This window comes from Telluria sp. Soil_C_11 (assembly GCF_057657395.1).
Map to the genome: position 1 here is coordinate 23,563 of NZ_JBDGIN010000024.1, position 15,905 is coordinate 39,467.

At 65.3% G+C, this 15,905-nt stretch carries 17 protein-coding genes; 12 read left to right on the plus strand and 5 right to left on the minus strand.

What is annotated here, in order from left to right; genetic code table 11:
- Nucleotides 1-140: 140 nt before the first annotated feature.
- Both AC3A6M_RS23335 and AC3A6M_RS23340 read left to right on the plus strand, forming a co-directional pair.
- On the plus strand, nucleotides 141-563 hold the full coding sequence (locus tag AC3A6M_RS23335; RefSeq protein ID WP_487855109.1) for a hypothetical protein: 423 nt from the start codon (nucleotides 141-143) through the stop codon (nucleotides 561-563).
- Between the two features lie 200 nt (nucleotides 564-763).
- The gene (locus AC3A6M_RS23340; protein ID WP_487855110.1) at nucleotides 764-1,483 is read left to right on the plus strand and encodes a hypothetical protein; all 720 of its coding nucleotides are present in this window, start codon (nucleotides 764-766) and stop codon (nucleotides 1,481-1,483) included.
- Between the two features lie 19 nt (nucleotides 1,484-1,502).
- Here AC3A6M_RS23340 and AC3A6M_RS23345 read toward each other — a convergent pair whose 3' ends face one another.
- Complete coding sequence (locus tag AC3A6M_RS23345; RefSeq protein ID WP_487855111.1) at nucleotides 1,503-1,919, minus strand: NINE protein; 417 nt, start codon at nucleotides 1,917-1,919, stop codon at nucleotides 1,503-1,505.
- Nucleotides 1,920-2,164: 245 nt separating this feature from the next.
- Between AC3A6M_RS23345 and rpsP the strand changes: the two genes are divergently transcribed.
- From rpsP to AC3A6M_RS23395, 10 genes are all read left to right on the plus strand, one after another.
- Entirely contained in the window at nucleotides 2,165-2,413 is a 249-nt protein-coding gene (gene rpsP / locus AC3A6M_RS23350) for a 30S ribosomal protein S16 (protein ID WP_258844542.1), read from the plus strand.
- A 46-nt stretch (nucleotides 2,414-2,459) separates the two neighbouring features.
- A complete protein-coding gene (gene rimM / locus AC3A6M_RS23355; RefSeq protein ID WP_487855112.1) occupies nucleotides 2,460-2,999 on the plus strand; it encodes a ribosome maturation factor RimM in 540 nt (179 codons plus the stop codon).
- 26 nt (nucleotides 3,000-3,025) lie between these two features.
- Nucleotides 3,026-3,787, plus strand: a complete 762-nt coding sequence (gene trmD, locus AC3A6M_RS23360; protein WP_487855113.1) for a tRNA (guanosine(37)-N1)-methyltransferase TrmD — start codon at nucleotides 3,026-3,028, stop codon at nucleotides 3,785-3,787.
- Nucleotides 3,788-3,897: 110 nt separating this feature from the next.
- Nucleotides 3,898-4,278, plus strand: coding sequence for a 50S ribosomal protein L19 (rplS, locus tag AC3A6M_RS23365; protein WP_258844539.1), 381 nt, complete (start codon nucleotides 3,898-3,900; stop codon nucleotides 4,276-4,278).
- A 34-nt stretch (nucleotides 4,279-4,312) separates the two neighbouring features.
- Nucleotides 4,313-5,005: a CoA pyrophosphatase gene (locus AC3A6M_RS23370; protein WP_487855114.1), complete on the plus strand. Its 693-nt coding sequence runs from the start codon at nucleotides 4,313-4,315 to the stop codon at nucleotides 5,003-5,005.
- A 108-nt stretch (nucleotides 5,006-5,113) separates the two neighbouring features.
- A complete protein-coding gene (locus AC3A6M_RS23375; protein WP_487855115.1) occupies nucleotides 5,114-6,073 on the plus strand; it encodes a CobD/CbiB family protein in 960 nt (319 codons plus the stop codon).
- Nucleotides 6,074-6,189: 116 nt separating this feature from the next.
- Nucleotides 6,190-6,540, plus strand: coding sequence for a DUF3579 domain-containing protein (locus AC3A6M_RS23380; protein WP_487855116.1), 351 nt, complete (start codon nucleotides 6,190-6,192; stop codon nucleotides 6,538-6,540).
- A 54-nt stretch (nucleotides 6,541-6,594) separates the two neighbouring features.
- Nucleotides 6,595-7,044 (plus strand): CBS domain-containing protein, encoded by a 450-nt coding sequence (locus AC3A6M_RS23385; protein WP_487855117.1) that lies wholly within the window; start codon nucleotides 6,595-6,597, stop codon nucleotides 7,042-7,044.
- A 162-nt stretch (nucleotides 7,045-7,206) separates the two neighbouring features.
- Entirely contained in the window at nucleotides 7,207-9,972 is a 2,766-nt protein-coding gene (locus AC3A6M_RS23390; RefSeq protein WP_487855118.1) for a M16 family metallopeptidase, read from the plus strand.
- 164 nt (nucleotides 9,973-10,136) lie between these two features.
- Complete coding sequence (locus AC3A6M_RS23395; protein WP_487855119.1) at nucleotides 10,137-10,928, plus strand: SDR family oxidoreductase; 792 nt, start codon at nucleotides 10,137-10,139, stop codon at nucleotides 10,926-10,928.
- A gap of 49 nt (nucleotides 10,929-10,977) precedes the next feature.
- Here AC3A6M_RS23395 and AC3A6M_RS23400 read toward each other — a convergent pair whose 3' ends face one another.
- The 4 genes from AC3A6M_RS23400 to nagZ all read right to left on the minus strand — a co-directional run bounded on the left by AC3A6M_RS23400 (nucleotide 10,978) and on the right by nagZ (nucleotide 15,903).
- Entirely contained in the window at nucleotides 10,978-11,718 is a 741-nt protein-coding gene (locus tag AC3A6M_RS23400; RefSeq protein WP_487855120.1) for a GntR family transcriptional regulator, read from the minus strand.
- Between the two features lie 62 nt (nucleotides 11,719-11,780).
- On the minus strand, nucleotides 11,781-12,848 hold the full coding sequence (locus AC3A6M_RS23405; RefSeq protein ID WP_487855121.1) for a flavodoxin family protein: 1,068 nt from the start codon (nucleotides 12,846-12,848) through the stop codon (nucleotides 11,781-11,783).
- Between the two features lie 120 nt (nucleotides 12,849-12,968).
- The gene (locus AC3A6M_RS23410; RefSeq protein WP_487855122.1) at nucleotides 12,969-14,273 is read right to left on the minus strand and encodes a tetratricopeptide repeat protein; all 1,305 of its coding nucleotides are present in this window, start codon (nucleotides 14,271-14,273) and stop codon (nucleotides 12,969-12,971) included.
- A gap of 151 nt (nucleotides 14,274-14,424) precedes the next feature.
- Nucleotides 14,425-15,903 carry a beta-N-acetylhexosaminidase gene (gene nagZ, locus AC3A6M_RS23415; RefSeq protein ID WP_487855123.1) on the minus strand — a complete coding sequence of 493 codons (1,479 nt, stop codon included), beginning with the start codon at nucleotides 15,901-15,903 and terminating at the stop codon, nucleotides 14,425-14,427.
- Nucleotides 15,904-15,905 lie beyond the last annotated feature (2 nt).

The window sequence follows — 15,905 nt, forward strand, 5'->3', positions numbered from 1 at the left end:
GGATGATTTCTCTTATGCCATGTGCATAAGGATTTAGTTTGGCGCAAAGCCGCCCCATCCAGAGGGAACTAACTTGTCCTCAAGCCGCGCTTGAGCCGCACGGCCCACTGACCTGAGTCGGCTCGATGAGGAGAAGCACCATGGGTACCGGGGAATACGAGGACGACCGCCATCACGACCACGACAAGGAGTGCCGGGATCACGACGACGACCACGACCACGACGACTGTCACCACAAGTACTGCAAGTGCAAGAAGGAGCGCGACGAGTACAAGAGGGAACGTGACGAGTACAGGAAGGAGCGCGACGAGTACAAGAAGGAGCGCGAGGAGTGGAAGAAAGCGGCCTGGAAGTACAGGAAGGAGCGCGACGAATACAAGGACTTCCTGAAGGAGGCGCTGGAGCGCCTGGCCGCCGCCGTGCGCAAGCTGGATCACCTGCTCGATGACCTCGTCGACGACAGCAAGAAGATCGGCAAGGAGCACGACAAGCACCACGACCAGGGTCACGACAAGGACCACGACAAGGGCCACGACAAGGGCCACGACCGGGACTGCGACTGAACGCGGCCGCGGCCCCCGCCGGTTTCTCGTCACCGCGTGGGGGCCGTCCCCGGCAAATTGTTGTGCCACACAGACCCCGCTGCGTGTATCCCGCAGCACTTGAGCTTCCTTAAACTTTCAGTTGATGCACCCTGCATAGAATCGTCTCATCCGCACCGATTCCACGTTTCCCACGCATGGCCTGACAAAAAGGAGTGCCCATGTTCACCATGAAGCCTAGAAGAGTGTTGCAGATGACGATCAGCCTGGCGCTGTTGTCCGCGCTGGGCGCCTGCGGCGGCAACGACGATCCGCCGCCGCCGCAGGTCGCCGGCCCGGATGCGCCCACGCCGCCGGCCCAGCCCTCGCCGCCGCCACCGCCACCGCCAACCGACCCGGCCCCGCCGCCACCGCCGACCGATCCGGCGCCGCCGCCCGAGCTGAAACTGGCCGCAGGCTATACCGAAATCCAGGCCGCCGAGGCCCTGAGCACGCCCTACTGGGCGGACTGGAGCTATACGGGAACGGCGCCGATCGACGGCGTCGCCTGCGCTAGCAGCGAGGCGTACCACATCCACGCGATGGTCTCGATCTACCGGAATGGAACGCGCCTGGCGCTGCCGAAGAACATCGGCCGCAGCGCCTGCAATTACGACATGCACACCCATGACGGCACCGGCATCATCCACGTCGAAACCGCGGCGCCCAAGGCCTTCACGCTGGGGCAGTTCTTCTCGCTATGGGGCCAGACCCTGAGCCCGGCCGAGGTGGCCGGCCTGCCGGACGCGCCGACCTTCTATGCGGTGCAGAATGAACAGGTCACGAAGGTGACCGGCAACCCCGACGACATCACCCTCGAAGGCCACAAGGAGATCGTGATCGTCACCGGCACGCCGCCCGCGGAGATCCCGCGCTTCCACTGGAGCACAAGCGGGCTGTGATGCGGCGGCTCGTGACGCTTCAGCCGTAGGCGCCGCCGGTGTAGAGCAGGTCGAACAGCCGCGAGATCGTCGCGATCACGACGGTGGCGCCGACCAGCATGGTCAGCACCAGCAGCACGGCGAGCATCCAGTTCGAGCGTGATTGCCGGCCGGATGCCGGGTTGAACCTGGCATCCCATTTCTCGTCCGGCGTCAGGCCGATCGCGAGCGCCTCGATGCAGCCGGCGATGCAGGAGACGAGGATGGGCAGCAGCACCCAGAAGGGATTCGGCGCGTGCCCCAGGCCGTAGACCAGGCCGGCTACCGGCAGGCTGCAGACATGCAGCAGGCCGAGCCGGTCGACGGCGCCCCTGAGGTAGAAGCGGTGGATGCCCAGGCCGCCGAGGAGGAAGGCGAGGGCGGTGGCGAGGGTCTTGTTTTTGTGGGGCGGCTTCAAGCTGGACTCGGCTTTTCTTTGCGGAAAGGAAAGATGGCAGTATCGTCCAAAACGGCTGGCGGCGCCATCCGGCGTCATCGCCCGGTCGCCGATGGTGGCGCTGGCGACAAAAATAAGCGATAATGCTGGATTCGGCCGGTCTGCGCGCCGGGTTCTTTGTTTTTTATACAAACGCTTGCTGAGGCACGGCGCGGCGCGCTATAATCGTCGGCTTTCTCCGTCCAGCACAATTTTTTGGAAATATTATGGTCGTTATTCGTTTAGCTCGTGGTGGTGCCAAGAAGCGCCCGTTCTACAACATCGTTGCAACCGACTCGCGCAACCGTCGCGATGGCCGTTTCATCGAGCGCATCGGCTTCTACAACCCGATGGCTTCGGGCAAGGAAGTTGGCCTGAACATCACCGCTGACCGTCTGGCTTACTGGCAAGGCGTTGGCGCACAACTGTCGCCGACCGTTGCTCGCCTGGTCGCTGGCCAGAAAGTCGCTGCTTAATTTTTATCAGCGCGAAAGTTTTACTGGTTTGACCGATTCAGCAGCAATGGGGGACAAGATCCCCGACGACCTGGTCCAGGTCGGACACATCACCGGCGCCTACGGGATCCGGGGCGGCATCCGCGTCTCGCCGTATTCGACGGATGCCGATGCGCTGCTGAACGTGAAAACCTGGTGGCTCGACAAGCCGGCGCTGCGTCCCGTCCAGGTGCGCAGCGCGAAGTACCATAGCGGCGACGTTACCGCCACCCTGGTCGATGTCACCGACCGCAACGAGGCCGAAGCGCTGAAGGGCGCAGCGGTGCAGGTGTCGCGGGCGGATTTTCCGGAACTGCCGGAAGGCGAATACTACTGGTCGGACCTGATCGGCCTGGAAGCCGTGAACCTGCAGGGCGAAGCCCTCGGGAAGGTCGTCGACATGATGAGCAACGGTCCGCAATCGATCCTGCGCATCGTGCCTCCCCCTGACGTCAATGCGCCGGAAGCGAAGCTCGAGGAGCGCCTGGTGCCGTTCGTGGACCAGTTCGTCAAGACCGTCGACCTGAAGGCCGGACTGATTACCCTGGACTGGGGCCTGGATTATTGACCCCGTCCCATTGAAGCGAGGTCCCGATGCAGTTTGACGTCGTGAGCTTGTTTCCCGAAATGTTTGCCGCACTGACGCAGTCGGGGGTGACCCGGCGCGCGCACGAGCAGGGCTTGTGGAACCTGTCGATCTGGAATCCGCGCGATTTCACGCAGGACCGCCACCGCACCGTGGACGATCGCCCGTATGGCGGCGGTCCCGGCATGGTGATGCTGGCCAAACCGCTCGAAGCGACGATCAATGCGGCAAAGCAGCGCCAGGTCGAGCAGGGCTTGCCGGCGCCGCGCGTGGTGTTCATGTCGCCGCAGGGCAAACCGCTGACGCATGAGCGCGTGATGGCGCTGAAGGACGAGCCCGGGCTGGTCCTGCTGTGCGGCCGCTACGAAGCGGTCGACCAGCGCCTGCTGGACCGCTGCGTCGACGAAGAGATTTCGCTGGGCGACTTCGTGCTGTCCGGCGGAGAATTGCCGGCGATGGCGCTGATGGATGCCGTGGTGCGGCAATTGCCGGGGGTGCTGGGCGACGACGCCTCGGCGGTCGAAGACAGTTTCGTCAACGGCCTGCTGGATTCGCCGCATTACACGCGTCCGGAAGTCTACGAAGGCGTGGCCGTGCCGCCGGTGCTGATGGGCGGCAACCACGCAGAGATCATGAAGTGGCGCCGCCAGCGGATGCTGGAAGCGACCGCGAAGAAACGGCCCGACCTGCTGGACAAGGCGCGCAGCGCTGGTCAGCTGACGAAGGCCGACGAGAAGTTCCTGGCGAGCCTGGAGCAGGCCGCCGAATAGCATTTGCGCCATGTTGGCGCAAAGACGGGTGTAACAGCCCGTATGTTTTAATCCCATCCTCTACCGGGCAACTAGTACAGCGCCGGCAAGATGGTTACAGGAGTCATCAAATGGATCTGATCCAGCAACTCGAGCAAGAAGAAATTGCGCGCCTCGGCCGCAATATCCCTGATTTCGCACCGGGCGACACCGTTGTCGTCAGCGTCAACGTCGTCGAAGGCAACCGCAAGCGCGCCCAGGCATACGAAGGCGTGGTCATCTCGCGTCGTAACCGCGGCCTGAACTCGAACTTCATCGTTCGTAAGATCTCGTCGGGCGAAGGCGTCGAGCGTACCTTCCAGCTGTACTCGCCGCTGATCGCTTCGATCGAAGTGAAGCGTCGTGGTGACGTGCGCCGTGCGAAGCTGTACTACCTGCGTGAGCGTTCGGGCAAATCGGCACGTATCAAAGAAAAGCTGCCGACCCGCAAGACCGCCGCTGCCGCTCAGTAATCGCGCCAGTAGCATGGAAAAGGCATCCGCACGGATGCCTTTTTCTTTTCAGGAGGTGGCTTTGGTAAAACTGCATCTCGATCCCCAGCGTTTGCCCGTCGACGCGATCGCCGGCGAAGCCGCCCTGCCGCCCGAGCGCCTGCAGGCCGCCTGGCTGCGCCAACGCCTGGCCCATCCGCCCGCCTGGGAGCCGGAACTGCCGAAGGACTTGCGCGAGCGTTTCCCCGTGCTGCGCCGCGCCGCCGTGCTGGTGCCGATCGTGCAGCGCCCGGAAGGCCTGACGGTCCTGCTGACCCAGCGCACCGCCCACCTGAACAACCACGCCGGCCAGATCAGCTTCCCCGGCGGCAGCGCCGAAGAGCTGGACTCCTCGGCGATCGAAACCGCCCTGCGCGAAACCGAGGAAGAGATCGGCCTGGCGCGCAGCCACGTCGAGATCGTCGGCGTGCTGCCCGACCACATCACCGCCTCCAGCTACCTGGTGACCCCGGTGGTCGGCCTGGTCACGCCGCCGTTCGACCTGACGGCCGAATCGAGCGAAGTCGCCGAGATCTTCGAAGTCCCGCTGGCCTTCCTGATGAACGGCATGCACCACCAGCGCATGTCCTTCGAGCTGCCGGAAGGGGCAGGGCGGCGCCATTTCTACGCCATGCCCTACGAGCGCTTCTTCATCTGGGGCGCGACGGCGGGGATGCTGCGCAATCTGTTTCACGTCCTGCGGGCTTGAAACCCGGTTCCCCGCCAGCGTCGGATTGCTTCCAACGGCCCTCTGCGCTATCGTAGCGGGCAAGTGAAGTAAAGCAACACGAAGTTTGGCAACAATAAGGGACCGTGAATGACATTCTTTTCCATTCTGTGCGCGCTGCTCATCGAGCAGTTGAAGCCGCTGCGCGCGGATAACCAGATCTACGCCGAGATCAAGCGCTTCGCCATGCGCATCGAGGCCTGGTTCAACGCCGGCCAGGTCAGCCATGGCCGGCTGGGCTGGTTCCTGATGATGGGCAGCCTGATGGTCCCGACCGCGGTGATCTATTGGGTGCTGATGTACTACGGCTGGGTGTTCGCGGCCTTTGCCTGGAACGTGCTGATCGTCTACCTGACCCTCGGCTTCCGCCACTACAGCCATTATTTCACCTCGATCCAGTTCGCCCTGAACGCCGGCGACGAGGCCACCGCGCGCACGCTCCTCGCGGAATGGATGAAGATCGACACGGTCGGCATGGACGGCACCGAGATCGCCCGCCTGGCCGTCGAAAAATCGCTGATCACCACCCACCGCAACGTGTTCGGCGTGTTCTTCTGGTTCCTGATGCCGCTGGGCCCGGCCTGCGCCGTGATGTACCGGGTGTCCGAATACCTGGCGCGCGCCTGGAACGAACCCGATCACATGCGCAACGAAGCCTTCGGCCAGTTCGCCGCGCGCGCCTTCTACTGGATCGACTGGATCCCGGTGCGCCTGACAGCAATCGCCTTCGCCGTGGTCGGCAATTTCGAGGACGCGATCTACGCCTGGCGCAACTTCGCCAGCCGCTGGGCCGACGAGTCGAAAGGCATCATCCTGGCGGCCGGCGGCGGCGCCATGGGCGTGCGCCTCGGTTCGCCGCTTGAAACCGCGCCGCGCATCGTTCCCGTCGATGCCGCGACCGTCGACCTGTCCGACAGCGAAGCCGATGTGTTGCCGGGCGAGGAGCCGAACGTGCGCGCACTCCAGAGCACCGTCGGCCTGGTCTGGCGCGCGCTGTTATTATGGATGCTGCTCCTGCTCCTGCTTTCCGGCGCGGTATTGCTTGGTTGAACATCCCGGAAGAGGGCGAGTCCCGATGGTCGATTGAGGACTCGTCCGCAGGTCTTCTATAAGATATAATACTGGGGTTGTTCTCATCCACGCCTCATGTTTCAGTAAGCAGCACTATGGCCGATTTACCGCAAACCGGGAAAGAACACGCCGACGAATTCTTCATTCTCGGCGTTACGAGCAAGGGCCGGCAGTTCCGTCCGAGTGACTGGGCCGAGCGCCTGTGCGGGGTCATGTCCTGCTTCCGTCCCGCGGGCAGCGGCGGCCCGAACGCCCACCTGAAGTTTTCGCCCTACGTGCACCCGACCGTCGTCAACGGGGTCAAGTCGGTGGTGGTGAACAACGCCCTCAAGAACGTCGAGCCGCTGGCTTATCACTTCGTGGTGAATTTCGCCAAAGACAACGACCTGCAAGTGGTCGACGCCTGCTACGTTCCGCCGCCCGGCGAAAAGAAACCTTCCGCCTGATCTTCCATCGCAGCTTTGTTTTACTATACTCAAAGCTGCCAAATGGAGGAGACCATGGAAGTCGGCAAGCTCAGCACCACGGATACCGTCTGCTGCTCCCGCGACGAGAGCGTGCAGGGCGCGGCATTCCTCATGCGTAAACACCACGTCGGCGACCTCATCGTGGTGGAAGAACCGGACGGCGAGCGCATTCCCGTCGGCATCGTCACCGACCGCGACATCGTCGTTTCCGTCATCGCCCTCGGCCTCGACCCGCTCGGCCTGCAGGTGGGCGACATCATGACCGACGACCTGCTCACGGCGGGCGAGAACGACGACGTCTACGCCACCATCGAACGGATGCGCCTGCGCGGCATCCGGCGCGTGCCGGTCGTGTCCAGCAGCGGGGCGCTGGTCGGCATCGTCAGCGCCGACGACCTGCTGACCTTTCTGGCCGAAGAGATGGAAGACCTGTCCCGCATCAGCCCCTACCAGCAACAGCACGAAAGGCGGGCCCGGCAGTAACGGGCCGCACTTCGCCGCGTCGTTGTCCGGAAAACTGCAACTAACCGACGTGGAAGCGTGGGTTGACCGACGGTAAGCCAGCCCTAAGCCTCGCTCTGTTACCATGCTGCGCTGTCGTGCAATGTTTGCACGGCATCTTCAGACATGAACGGACGAGGTGACATGAGCTCGAGCTTCCTGCAGCGCGGCGCAGCCGCATATGTGATCGTCGGCGGCATGGCCGCCCTCAGCGTGGGCCCGGCCTGGTCCCAGCGTGCGCCCGGTGCGCGGCCCGCGCCGGCCGGGCTGCCGAAGGGCGTGGTGCAGGGGCCCTCGGTCGAGGGCATCACGGAGTACCGCCTGCCGAACGGCCTGAAAGTGCTGCTGTTCCCGGATTCCTCGCGCCCGACCGTGACCGTCAACGTGACTTACCTGGTCGGCTCGCGCCACGAGAACTATGGCGAGACCGGCATGGCGCACCTGCTGGAGCACTTGATGTTCAAGGGCTCGCCGAAGCACCGCGACATCACGGCCCAGTTCTCCGACCGCGGCATGCAGTTCAACGGCACCACCTCGCTGGACCGCACCAACTACTACGAGGTGTTCCAGGCCTCGCCGGACAACCTGCAGTGGGCGCTGGAGATGGAAGCCGACCGCATGACCCATTCCTTCATCGCGAAGAAGGACCTCGATTCCGAGATGACGGTCGTGCGCAACGAGTACGAGGAGGGCGAGAACTCGCCGGCCTCGGTGCTGATGAAGCGCATGCAGAGCGTCGCCTACGACTGGCACGCCTATGGCCGTTCGACGATCGGCAACAAGAGCGACATCGAGAACGTCCGCATCAAGAACCTGCAGGACTTCTATCACACGTATTACCAGCCCGATAACGCGGTGCTGCTGGTGGCCGGCAAGTTCGACCCCGCCCAGACCCTGCGCTCGATCAGCAGGCTGTTCGGCGCGATCCCGAAGCCCAAGCGCACGCTGCCCGATTTCTGGACCGTCGAGCCGACCCAGGACGGCGAACGCAGCTTCATGGTGCGGCGCCAGGGCGACGTCCAGATCGTCGCCGTGGCCTACCACGTGCCGTCCGGCCTGCACGACGACAGCGACGTGCTGAGCTTCTCCTCGACCATCCTCGGCGACGTGCCGACCGGCCGCCTGCACAAGCTGCTGGTCGACAGCGGCAAGGCCAGCCAGGTGTTTTCCTTCGCCCAGACCGGCTACGCGCCCGGCCTGCAGTACTTCGGCGCGGTGGTCAAGAAGGGGGAACCGATCGAACCGGTGCGCGCGGCGCTGACCGAAGCGGTAGAAAGCTTCGCCCAGCATCCGCCCACCGCCGAAGAGATGGAGCGCACCAAGCGCGGCTACCTGAACGGCTTCGAGCGCAGCCTGAACGATCCGCAGCAGGTCGGCGTGGCGCTGTCCGAAACCATCGCGCTGGGCGACTGGCGCCTGTTCTTCGTCGGCCGGGACAAGGTCAAGAACATCACCGCCGAGCAGGTGGCGGCGGCGTCCGGCCGCTACTTCAAGCGCGACAACCGCGTGACCGGCACCTTCCTGCCGGACGACGCCCCGCAGCGCGCCGTGGTCCCGCCGGCCCCGAGCGTGGAAAGCCTGCTGAAGGACTTCAAGCCGCAAGCCTCGACCCTGAGCGCGGAAGACTTCGAGCCGACCCAGGCCAACATCGTGAAGCGCACCACGCTGACCACGGCGGGCGGCGTCAAGCTGGCCCTGCTGCCGAAGAAGAACCGCGGCCAGGTCGTCACGGTCGACCTGCGCCAGCACTTCGGCGACGAGCAGAATTTGTTCGGCAAGGGCGCGGTGCCCGGACTGACCGCCGCCATGCTGGCGCGCGGCACGACCCGCTACGACCGTGTGCAGCTGGCCGACGCCTTCGACAAGCTGAAGGTGTCCGGCGGCCTGACCCATTTCCAGACCACGCGCGAGCACCTGGCGGAAGCCCTGAAGCTGGTCGCCCACGTGCTGAAGGAGCCGGGCTTCCCGGCCGCCGAATTCGAACAGCTGCGCCAGCAGTCGCTGGTGGCGCTGGATGCCAGCCGCGGCGAGCCGACCAGCCTCGCCTCGCGCGCGCTGAACGAGCATTTCGACATCTACCCGAAGGGCGACATCCGCCACGAGACCACGCTCGACGAGGACATCGCCGACCTGAAGGCCGCGACGCTCGACCAGGTCAAGGCTTTCCACCGCGACTACTACGGCAGCAACCCGGCCGAGCTGGCCATCGTCGGCGACTTCGACGCCAGGGAAGTCGTGCCGCTGATCGACGAGCTGTTCGGCCACTGGAAGGCGCCGATGCACGTGGCGCCGGTGCTGCGCAAATATGCGGACATCGCGCCCATACGCAAAACGTTGAACACGCCCGATAAAGAGAACGGGTTCTACGCCGCCCGTATGAATCTCGACCTGAACATCGACGACCCGGACTACCCGCCCCTGATGCTGGCCGATTACATCTTCGGCGGCGGGGGCGGGTTGAAGTCGCGCCTGCTGGACCGTATCCGCCAGAAGGAAGGCCTGTCCTACGGCGGCGGCACCCAGCTGGTGGCGGGCGACCTCGACCGCGCCGGCATGTTCGCGGTCAGCGCCATCGCCGCGCCGCAGAACCTTGCCAAAGTCGACGCTGCCGTGCACGAGGAACTGGCGCGCGCCCTCAAGGATGGCTTCACGGCTGCGGAACTTGCTGGCGCCAAATCCGGTCTCATGCAACAGAGGATCCAGAACCGCGCGGACGACGGTGCGCTGGCGTCCGGCTGGACCTCGTATATCTACCGTGGCAAGACCTATGAGTGGTCGGCCGAGTTCGAAAAACGCCTGATGGCGGTCACGCTGCCGCAGTTGAACGCGGCTTTCCGCAAGGCCATCGATCCGGCCAGATTGTCGGTCGTGATGGCAGGCGATCAAGCCAAGGCGAAGCCGGCGCATTGAGAAGCCGATACGAACACGCATGAATGCAACACTCAGCCGTTCAAGATTTAAAGAAAACGCTGAGAAACTTGGTCAATGCCCGGTGCTGGCGCTATGATGTTGCCTCGAGGCAGTGTTGCTGGTAGGTAGTAAACATTGCGCTGAAATATTGTGAGGGAAGCATCATGAAGGGCATGACCAAGCCGGCGCCGAGCGGGATTTCCTACGCTGGCAAGGTGGTACTGGTAACGGGCGCCGCCAGCGGCATCGGGCGCGCGATGGCGCTGGCATTCGGGCGCGCAGGCGCCTGCGTGGTAGTCGCCGATGTGTCGGTCGACGGCGGCCACATGACGGCCGCGCTGATCGTCGAGGCCGGCGGCAAGGCCTTGTTCGTTAAAACGAATGTAACGTCGGCCAATGAAGTCGAAGCGCTGATCGACAAGGCGGTGTCGCACTACGGCCGCATCGACGTCGCCGTGAACGGCGCCGGCATCGAGGACGAATGCCTGCCGCTGGCCGAGGGCGAGGACGAGCAGTTCGACCGCATCATGAACGTCAACGTCAAGGGCGTCTGGCTGTGCATGAAGAGCCAGCTGCGCCAGATGCTGAACCAGGAAGGCGGCGGCGTGATCTGCAACGTGGCCGACGCCGGCGGCCTGGTGGCGGCCCCGCACCGCGCCATCTACGCGGCCTCGAAGCACGCGGTGGTGGGCATGACCAAGACCGCGGCCGTGGAGTACGCCAAGTCCGGCATCCGCGTGAACAGCCTGTGCCCGGGCGCCGTGAAGACCCCGATGCTGGCCCGCGCGCTCGAGCGCGAGCCGGGCCGCGACAAGAAACTCAAGGCCGCGCACCCGATGGGCCGCATCGCCGAGCCGGCCGAAGTGGCCAGCGCGGCCCTGTGGCTGTGCTCGGAGCAGGCGTCGTTCGTTACCGGCCACCAGCTGGCCGTGGATGGCGGGCTGACCGCGATGTAACAGGAGGCGAGGGGCCCGTTTTGAGGCCCCCGGCCTCAAAACCCACGCCTTACGCGGCGCTCAACTCCGCCACGAAATCGTACATGTCGCCGCGGAAGTAGGACCGGCAAAACTCCACCGCCTGCCCATCCGGCAGGAATCCCAGCCGCTCCACGCACAGCCCGGCATCGCCTTCCTTCGATTGCAGCAGCTTGGCCTGCTCGGCGTTCAGCAGCAGGGCCGACAGCCTCTGCAGGGCGCGCACCGGGCGCTTGCCGGCCGCTTCCAGCGCTTCGTACATCGAGGTGTCGACCGCATCCAGCGAGGGCAGGGCGGAGGCCGCGATGGTCGCGTATTCCAGGCACATCGGCATGTCGTCGGCGTAGCGGATGCGGTTGAAGCGGTACACCGCCGCGCCCGGCGACAGGCCCAGCCGCAGCGCTTCTTCCGGCGTCACTTGTCCTTCCGAACGCTTGAGCCAGACGCTGCGCGGGGTCCTGCCGCGCGAGCGCATGTCCTCGGAGAACGAGGTCAGCTTGGCGAAATTCTTTTCGATGCGCGTGTTGATGAAGTTGCCCGAGCCCGGGCGGCGCACCAACAAGCCTTCCTCGACCAGCCCGTCGATCGCCTTGCGCACCGTGATGCGCGAGATGTCCAGTTCGGACGCCAGCTGGCGCTCGGCCGGCAGGGCCTCGGCGGGCCCGTAGACGCCGCGCTCGATCGCCTCGCGCAGGGCGCGCTGCAGCTGCTGGTAGAGCGGCAGGTTGCTGGTGGCGGAAAGGTGGTGCATCAACTGCGCGAGAGAGGACATGCGGCGGCTATGGTGGCGTGGACCCGCCGATAATACCAAAAAAAGACCGCTTGCCCGACCCTCTATTTTGGCCGCGGATTGGCCAGCCCGCGGTTCGCCTGCACCAGCTTGCCCGAGCGGATGTCGCGCACGGCCGCGCCCACCGCGCGCGCGACGTTGCGCACCTCTTCCTGGAAGGCGGTGTCGCGGTCCAGCGCCTCGTGGCTTTCGGCATACGATTCGTAGTAGCCGACATAGCGGTCGAGCTCGGCAGTCGGGCTGGCCGAGACCAGGCCCATCCAGTCGAGCCAGTCGGCCAGCGAACGGCGGGTCGCCTCGATGCCGGCCACGTCGCCGTGCACCACCAGGCCGTAGGCGCGTCCGGCCAGGTGTTTCGGATAATGCCAGTCCTTTTCCAGCGCCTTCGCTTCCTCGGCCTTCTTGCCGTGGGTCGAGCTGGGGTCGGGATTGCCGCCGTCGGCGCAGACCAGGCGGTCGATCATCAGCTTGAGGATGGACGGCGCCTGGTACCAATAGACGGGGCAGAGGATGATGACCGCGTGCGCCGACACCCAGCGTTCGTAGATCTCGTTCATCCAGTCGTTGTTCTGGTGCAGCGAGTGGTTCGGGTAGCAGCTGCACGGCCAGTGGCACAGCGGCATCGCGGTCGACACGCAGGCTTTGCAGGGATGGATGTGGCGGTCGAAATCGGAAATGATGCGGGACAGGTCGAGCAGGTCGGTGTCGAAGCCCTCGGCCAGCAGGACCTCTTCGCACAGCTTGGCCAGGCGCCAGGTCTTCGAGATTTCGCTGGGGCAGGTGCCGTCGTTGCGCGCGGCGCCATTGATCAGCAGGATGCGGCTGAGCGTTGCCAGATCCTTCTGCTTCGCTTCGGCGGCCAGCAGGCGGTCGTGCGCCTCTTTCCACTCGACCGAGAGGTCGTAGTCCGGATCGGCAAAGCCCGGCCCCGCCTTCACCGTCAACGGCGCCTTGTGCGACTGGACGTAGGCCTGCCAGGCGATTTCCTCGACGGCGGCCAGTTCGTGGCCGACGTTCTCGTACAGCGGATCGAAGAAATTGCGCGAGAAGCGCAGGCGGAATTCGTCGCGGTTGAGCTTTGCGGGCGCCTGGCCCTTGCGTACGGTGGTCATGATTGGCCTTTCGGATGAAGTCCCGCCCCGATTATGGAGCGGTAATCCGGTCCGGCCGGTTCGCGAACTAACACTGGAATGAAAAAGGCGCCGATACTGCCCGGCGCCTCGTTCCTTGCCTTACTTGCTGCTGCTGCCGCCCGGATTCGGGTGGTTCGCGAGCACGATCGCGTACTTGGCGATGTCGGACAGGCCGCCGCCCGCTTTCACGCTCTGGAAGGTGGCGATCGCCTTGTCCTTCTGGCCGGCGCGCAGGTAGGCCATGCCCAGGCGTACCTTGGCTTCGTCAGGCGACTTCAGGCCGCCCTTGGCGATACCCTGCTCGATGAAGCCGATGCCCTTGTCGAACTGGTCCATGGTGACATAGGCCCAGCCCAGGTTGACCAGGCCGGCGCCGGTCTTCAACTTGGCGGCCGAGGCTTCGCCGGACGCGATGTTCTTGGCGTCGTTGGCGGCTTCCCTGGTGGCGCGGTCGCGCAGCTGGCGGTGCTGGGCGGCCGAGCTGCCGGTGCCCAGTGCGCCGGCGGCGAAGCCGGCGTCCATGACCTTCTTGGCTTCGGTCGGGAAACCGTCCTTCAGGGCCAGTTCGGCCAGCTCGGTGTACATCTCCGGCGTCATCACCTTGACGGCCGCGAATTCGAGGCGCAGCACGTCGGTGATGTTGGCTTCCTGGAAGCCCGCCTTGCGCACGACGCCGCGGTGGATCGTGTCCATCCAGTAATCGTCGTTCGGATAGTAGGTGATCAGCTGTTCGAGGCCGTACAGGTAGGCGTTCTCGTCCTTGACGCGGTTGGCGGCCGAGGCGTACAGGCGCAGGTCTTCGTTCGACGGCGCCTTGCCCGATTTTGCCGCGGCTTCCAGTTGCGGACGCAGCAGCTTCATCGCGTTCGCGAAGTCGTTGCTCAGGTAGTAGGAGCGGATCAGTGGCGAGGTCGCGGCGTCCGAATTCGGGTTTTCAGCCTGGAAGCGCTTGAACCATTCGATGGCTTTCGGATAGTTCTTGGCGTTGTAGTACATGCCGGCCAGGGCCTGGGTGAACTGCGGCTTGTCGGCATCCGGCAGCTTGCCCGAGGACAGGATCGCTTCCAGAGCCGCAATCTGCGCCTGCTCGTTGCCGGTGGCGGTGGCCAGCGACAGCTTCATGCGGTTCAGCACATAGGTTTCGTACGGGGTCTTGTCCGGGAAGGCTTCGGCCTGGGTGACGCGATTCTGCACTTCCGTGTAGTTCTTCGCATCCATCAGCGGCTTGATCTGTGCCGGGTCGAGCAGCTTGAACAAGTCCGGGCGGACCGTATCCGGCTTCGGCTGGGCGGCGGCCTGGGCATTCTTGTCTTGCGCGGTGGCGCTGTGCATGAGTGCCGGCGCGGCGTTCAGGCCGATGGCGGCCAGCATCAGGGCAAGGCGGGCAAAGCGGAATTGGGACATGAATAATCCTTCTCTTTAATGTAACTCTGACAAAGTGCGCATTGTCCCACAAACCGCAGTAGGGGGCCGGACAATTGTGCCTCAGCCGAAGCAGCGGCGGACGCGTCGTTACAATGCGTTACCGCAGCTGCATTTCAGCAATTTCAAGCGATCAAAACCCGGGTACGGGGCAGACGCCTTCGGCCTCGATCTCGCCCGCCAGCCAGGCGTTCACCGCCTCCAGCGCCGGCGGCGCGAAGCCGTAGGTCATCAGGGCCGGTGCGGCGAAGTCGAGCGCCTGGTAGGGGTTCCACAGGGCCAGGTGCAGGTCGGGCCGCCAGGTGGCGCGCGCATGCGGGCCGTAGCGGCGGCGCGAGGTGGACGCCAGCACCGCCAGGCGGCCGTCCTGCGGCAGGGAATCCCAGTCGAAGCTTTCCGGGTCGGCGAAGGTCGTGAGCTCGACGTCGTACAGCTTGCCGAGCGAAGCGGCGATGTGCGCCGCCGGCACGCCGGCTTCGGACACGCCGTCGCTGACCACGTCCTGGCGTGCGACCAGGCGCAACCTGGTACCCGGCGCGGGGCGCGGCGGCGTGCCGCGCGCGGTGAGGGCGCGGCGCCAGGCGCGCGCCATCAGGGCGCGGTCTTCCGCTTCGGTGGCATACGGGACGCTGGCGGCCGGATGCGCCTGCGCCAGCTTGTCCAGGCGCTCCAGGCGTTGCTCCACCTCGGCCAGCGGCAGGGTGCCGTCGGCGATCGCGGCGGCGATGGCAATCAGCGTCTCTTCCTGCGTCTCGCGGCTGCCGATCGCCATCACCATGTCGGCGCCGGCGACCAGGGCGTTGACGGCGGCCTGGCCGGCGCCGTAGCGGTGCGCGATCGCATGCATGTCCATGCCGTCGGTGATGATCACGCCCTCGTAGGCCATGGTCCCGCGCAGCAGGTCGGTCAGGATGGCGCGCGACATGGTGGCCGGGTGGTGCGGATCGAGCGCCGGATAGACGATGTGGGCGGTCATCACGGCCGGCGCATGCGGGGCGGCGGCGCGGAAGGGCGCGAACTCGAAGCGTTCCAGCTCGGCCAGTTCCTTGTCGACCGTCGGCAGGTCGCGGTGCGAATCGACGTGGGTGTCGCCGTGGCCGGGGAAATGCTTGACGCAGCAGGCCACGCCTTCCGATTCGCTGCCTTCCATCCAGGCCATCGCCAGTTCGGCCGCGCGCACCGGGTCGGCGCCGAAGGAGCGTTCGGCGATGACCGGGTTGAGCGGGTTGTTGTTCAGGTCCAGCACCGGCGCGAAGTTCCAGTTGAAACCCATCGATTTCACGGCGCGGGCGACGGCGGCGCCTACTTCCTGCGCCAGGGCCGGATCGTCGGCCGCGCCCAGCGCCATCGCCGACGGCGGCGGCGGCACCCACAGCGAGCGCACCACGGCGCCGCCTTCCTGGTCGAGCGCGATCAGGGCCTGCGGGCCCATGGCCGCGCGCAGCTCGCCCGTGAAGCGGGTCAGCTGCGCCGCATCCGTCATGTTCTGGCGGAACAGGCAGGCGCCGCGCACCTTGTTGTCGCGGATGAAGGCGGCGGTGGCTTCGTCCAGTTCGGTGCCGAACAGCCGGATCATGACCAGCCGGCCGGCGAGTTTCCTGTAATCGCTCATGG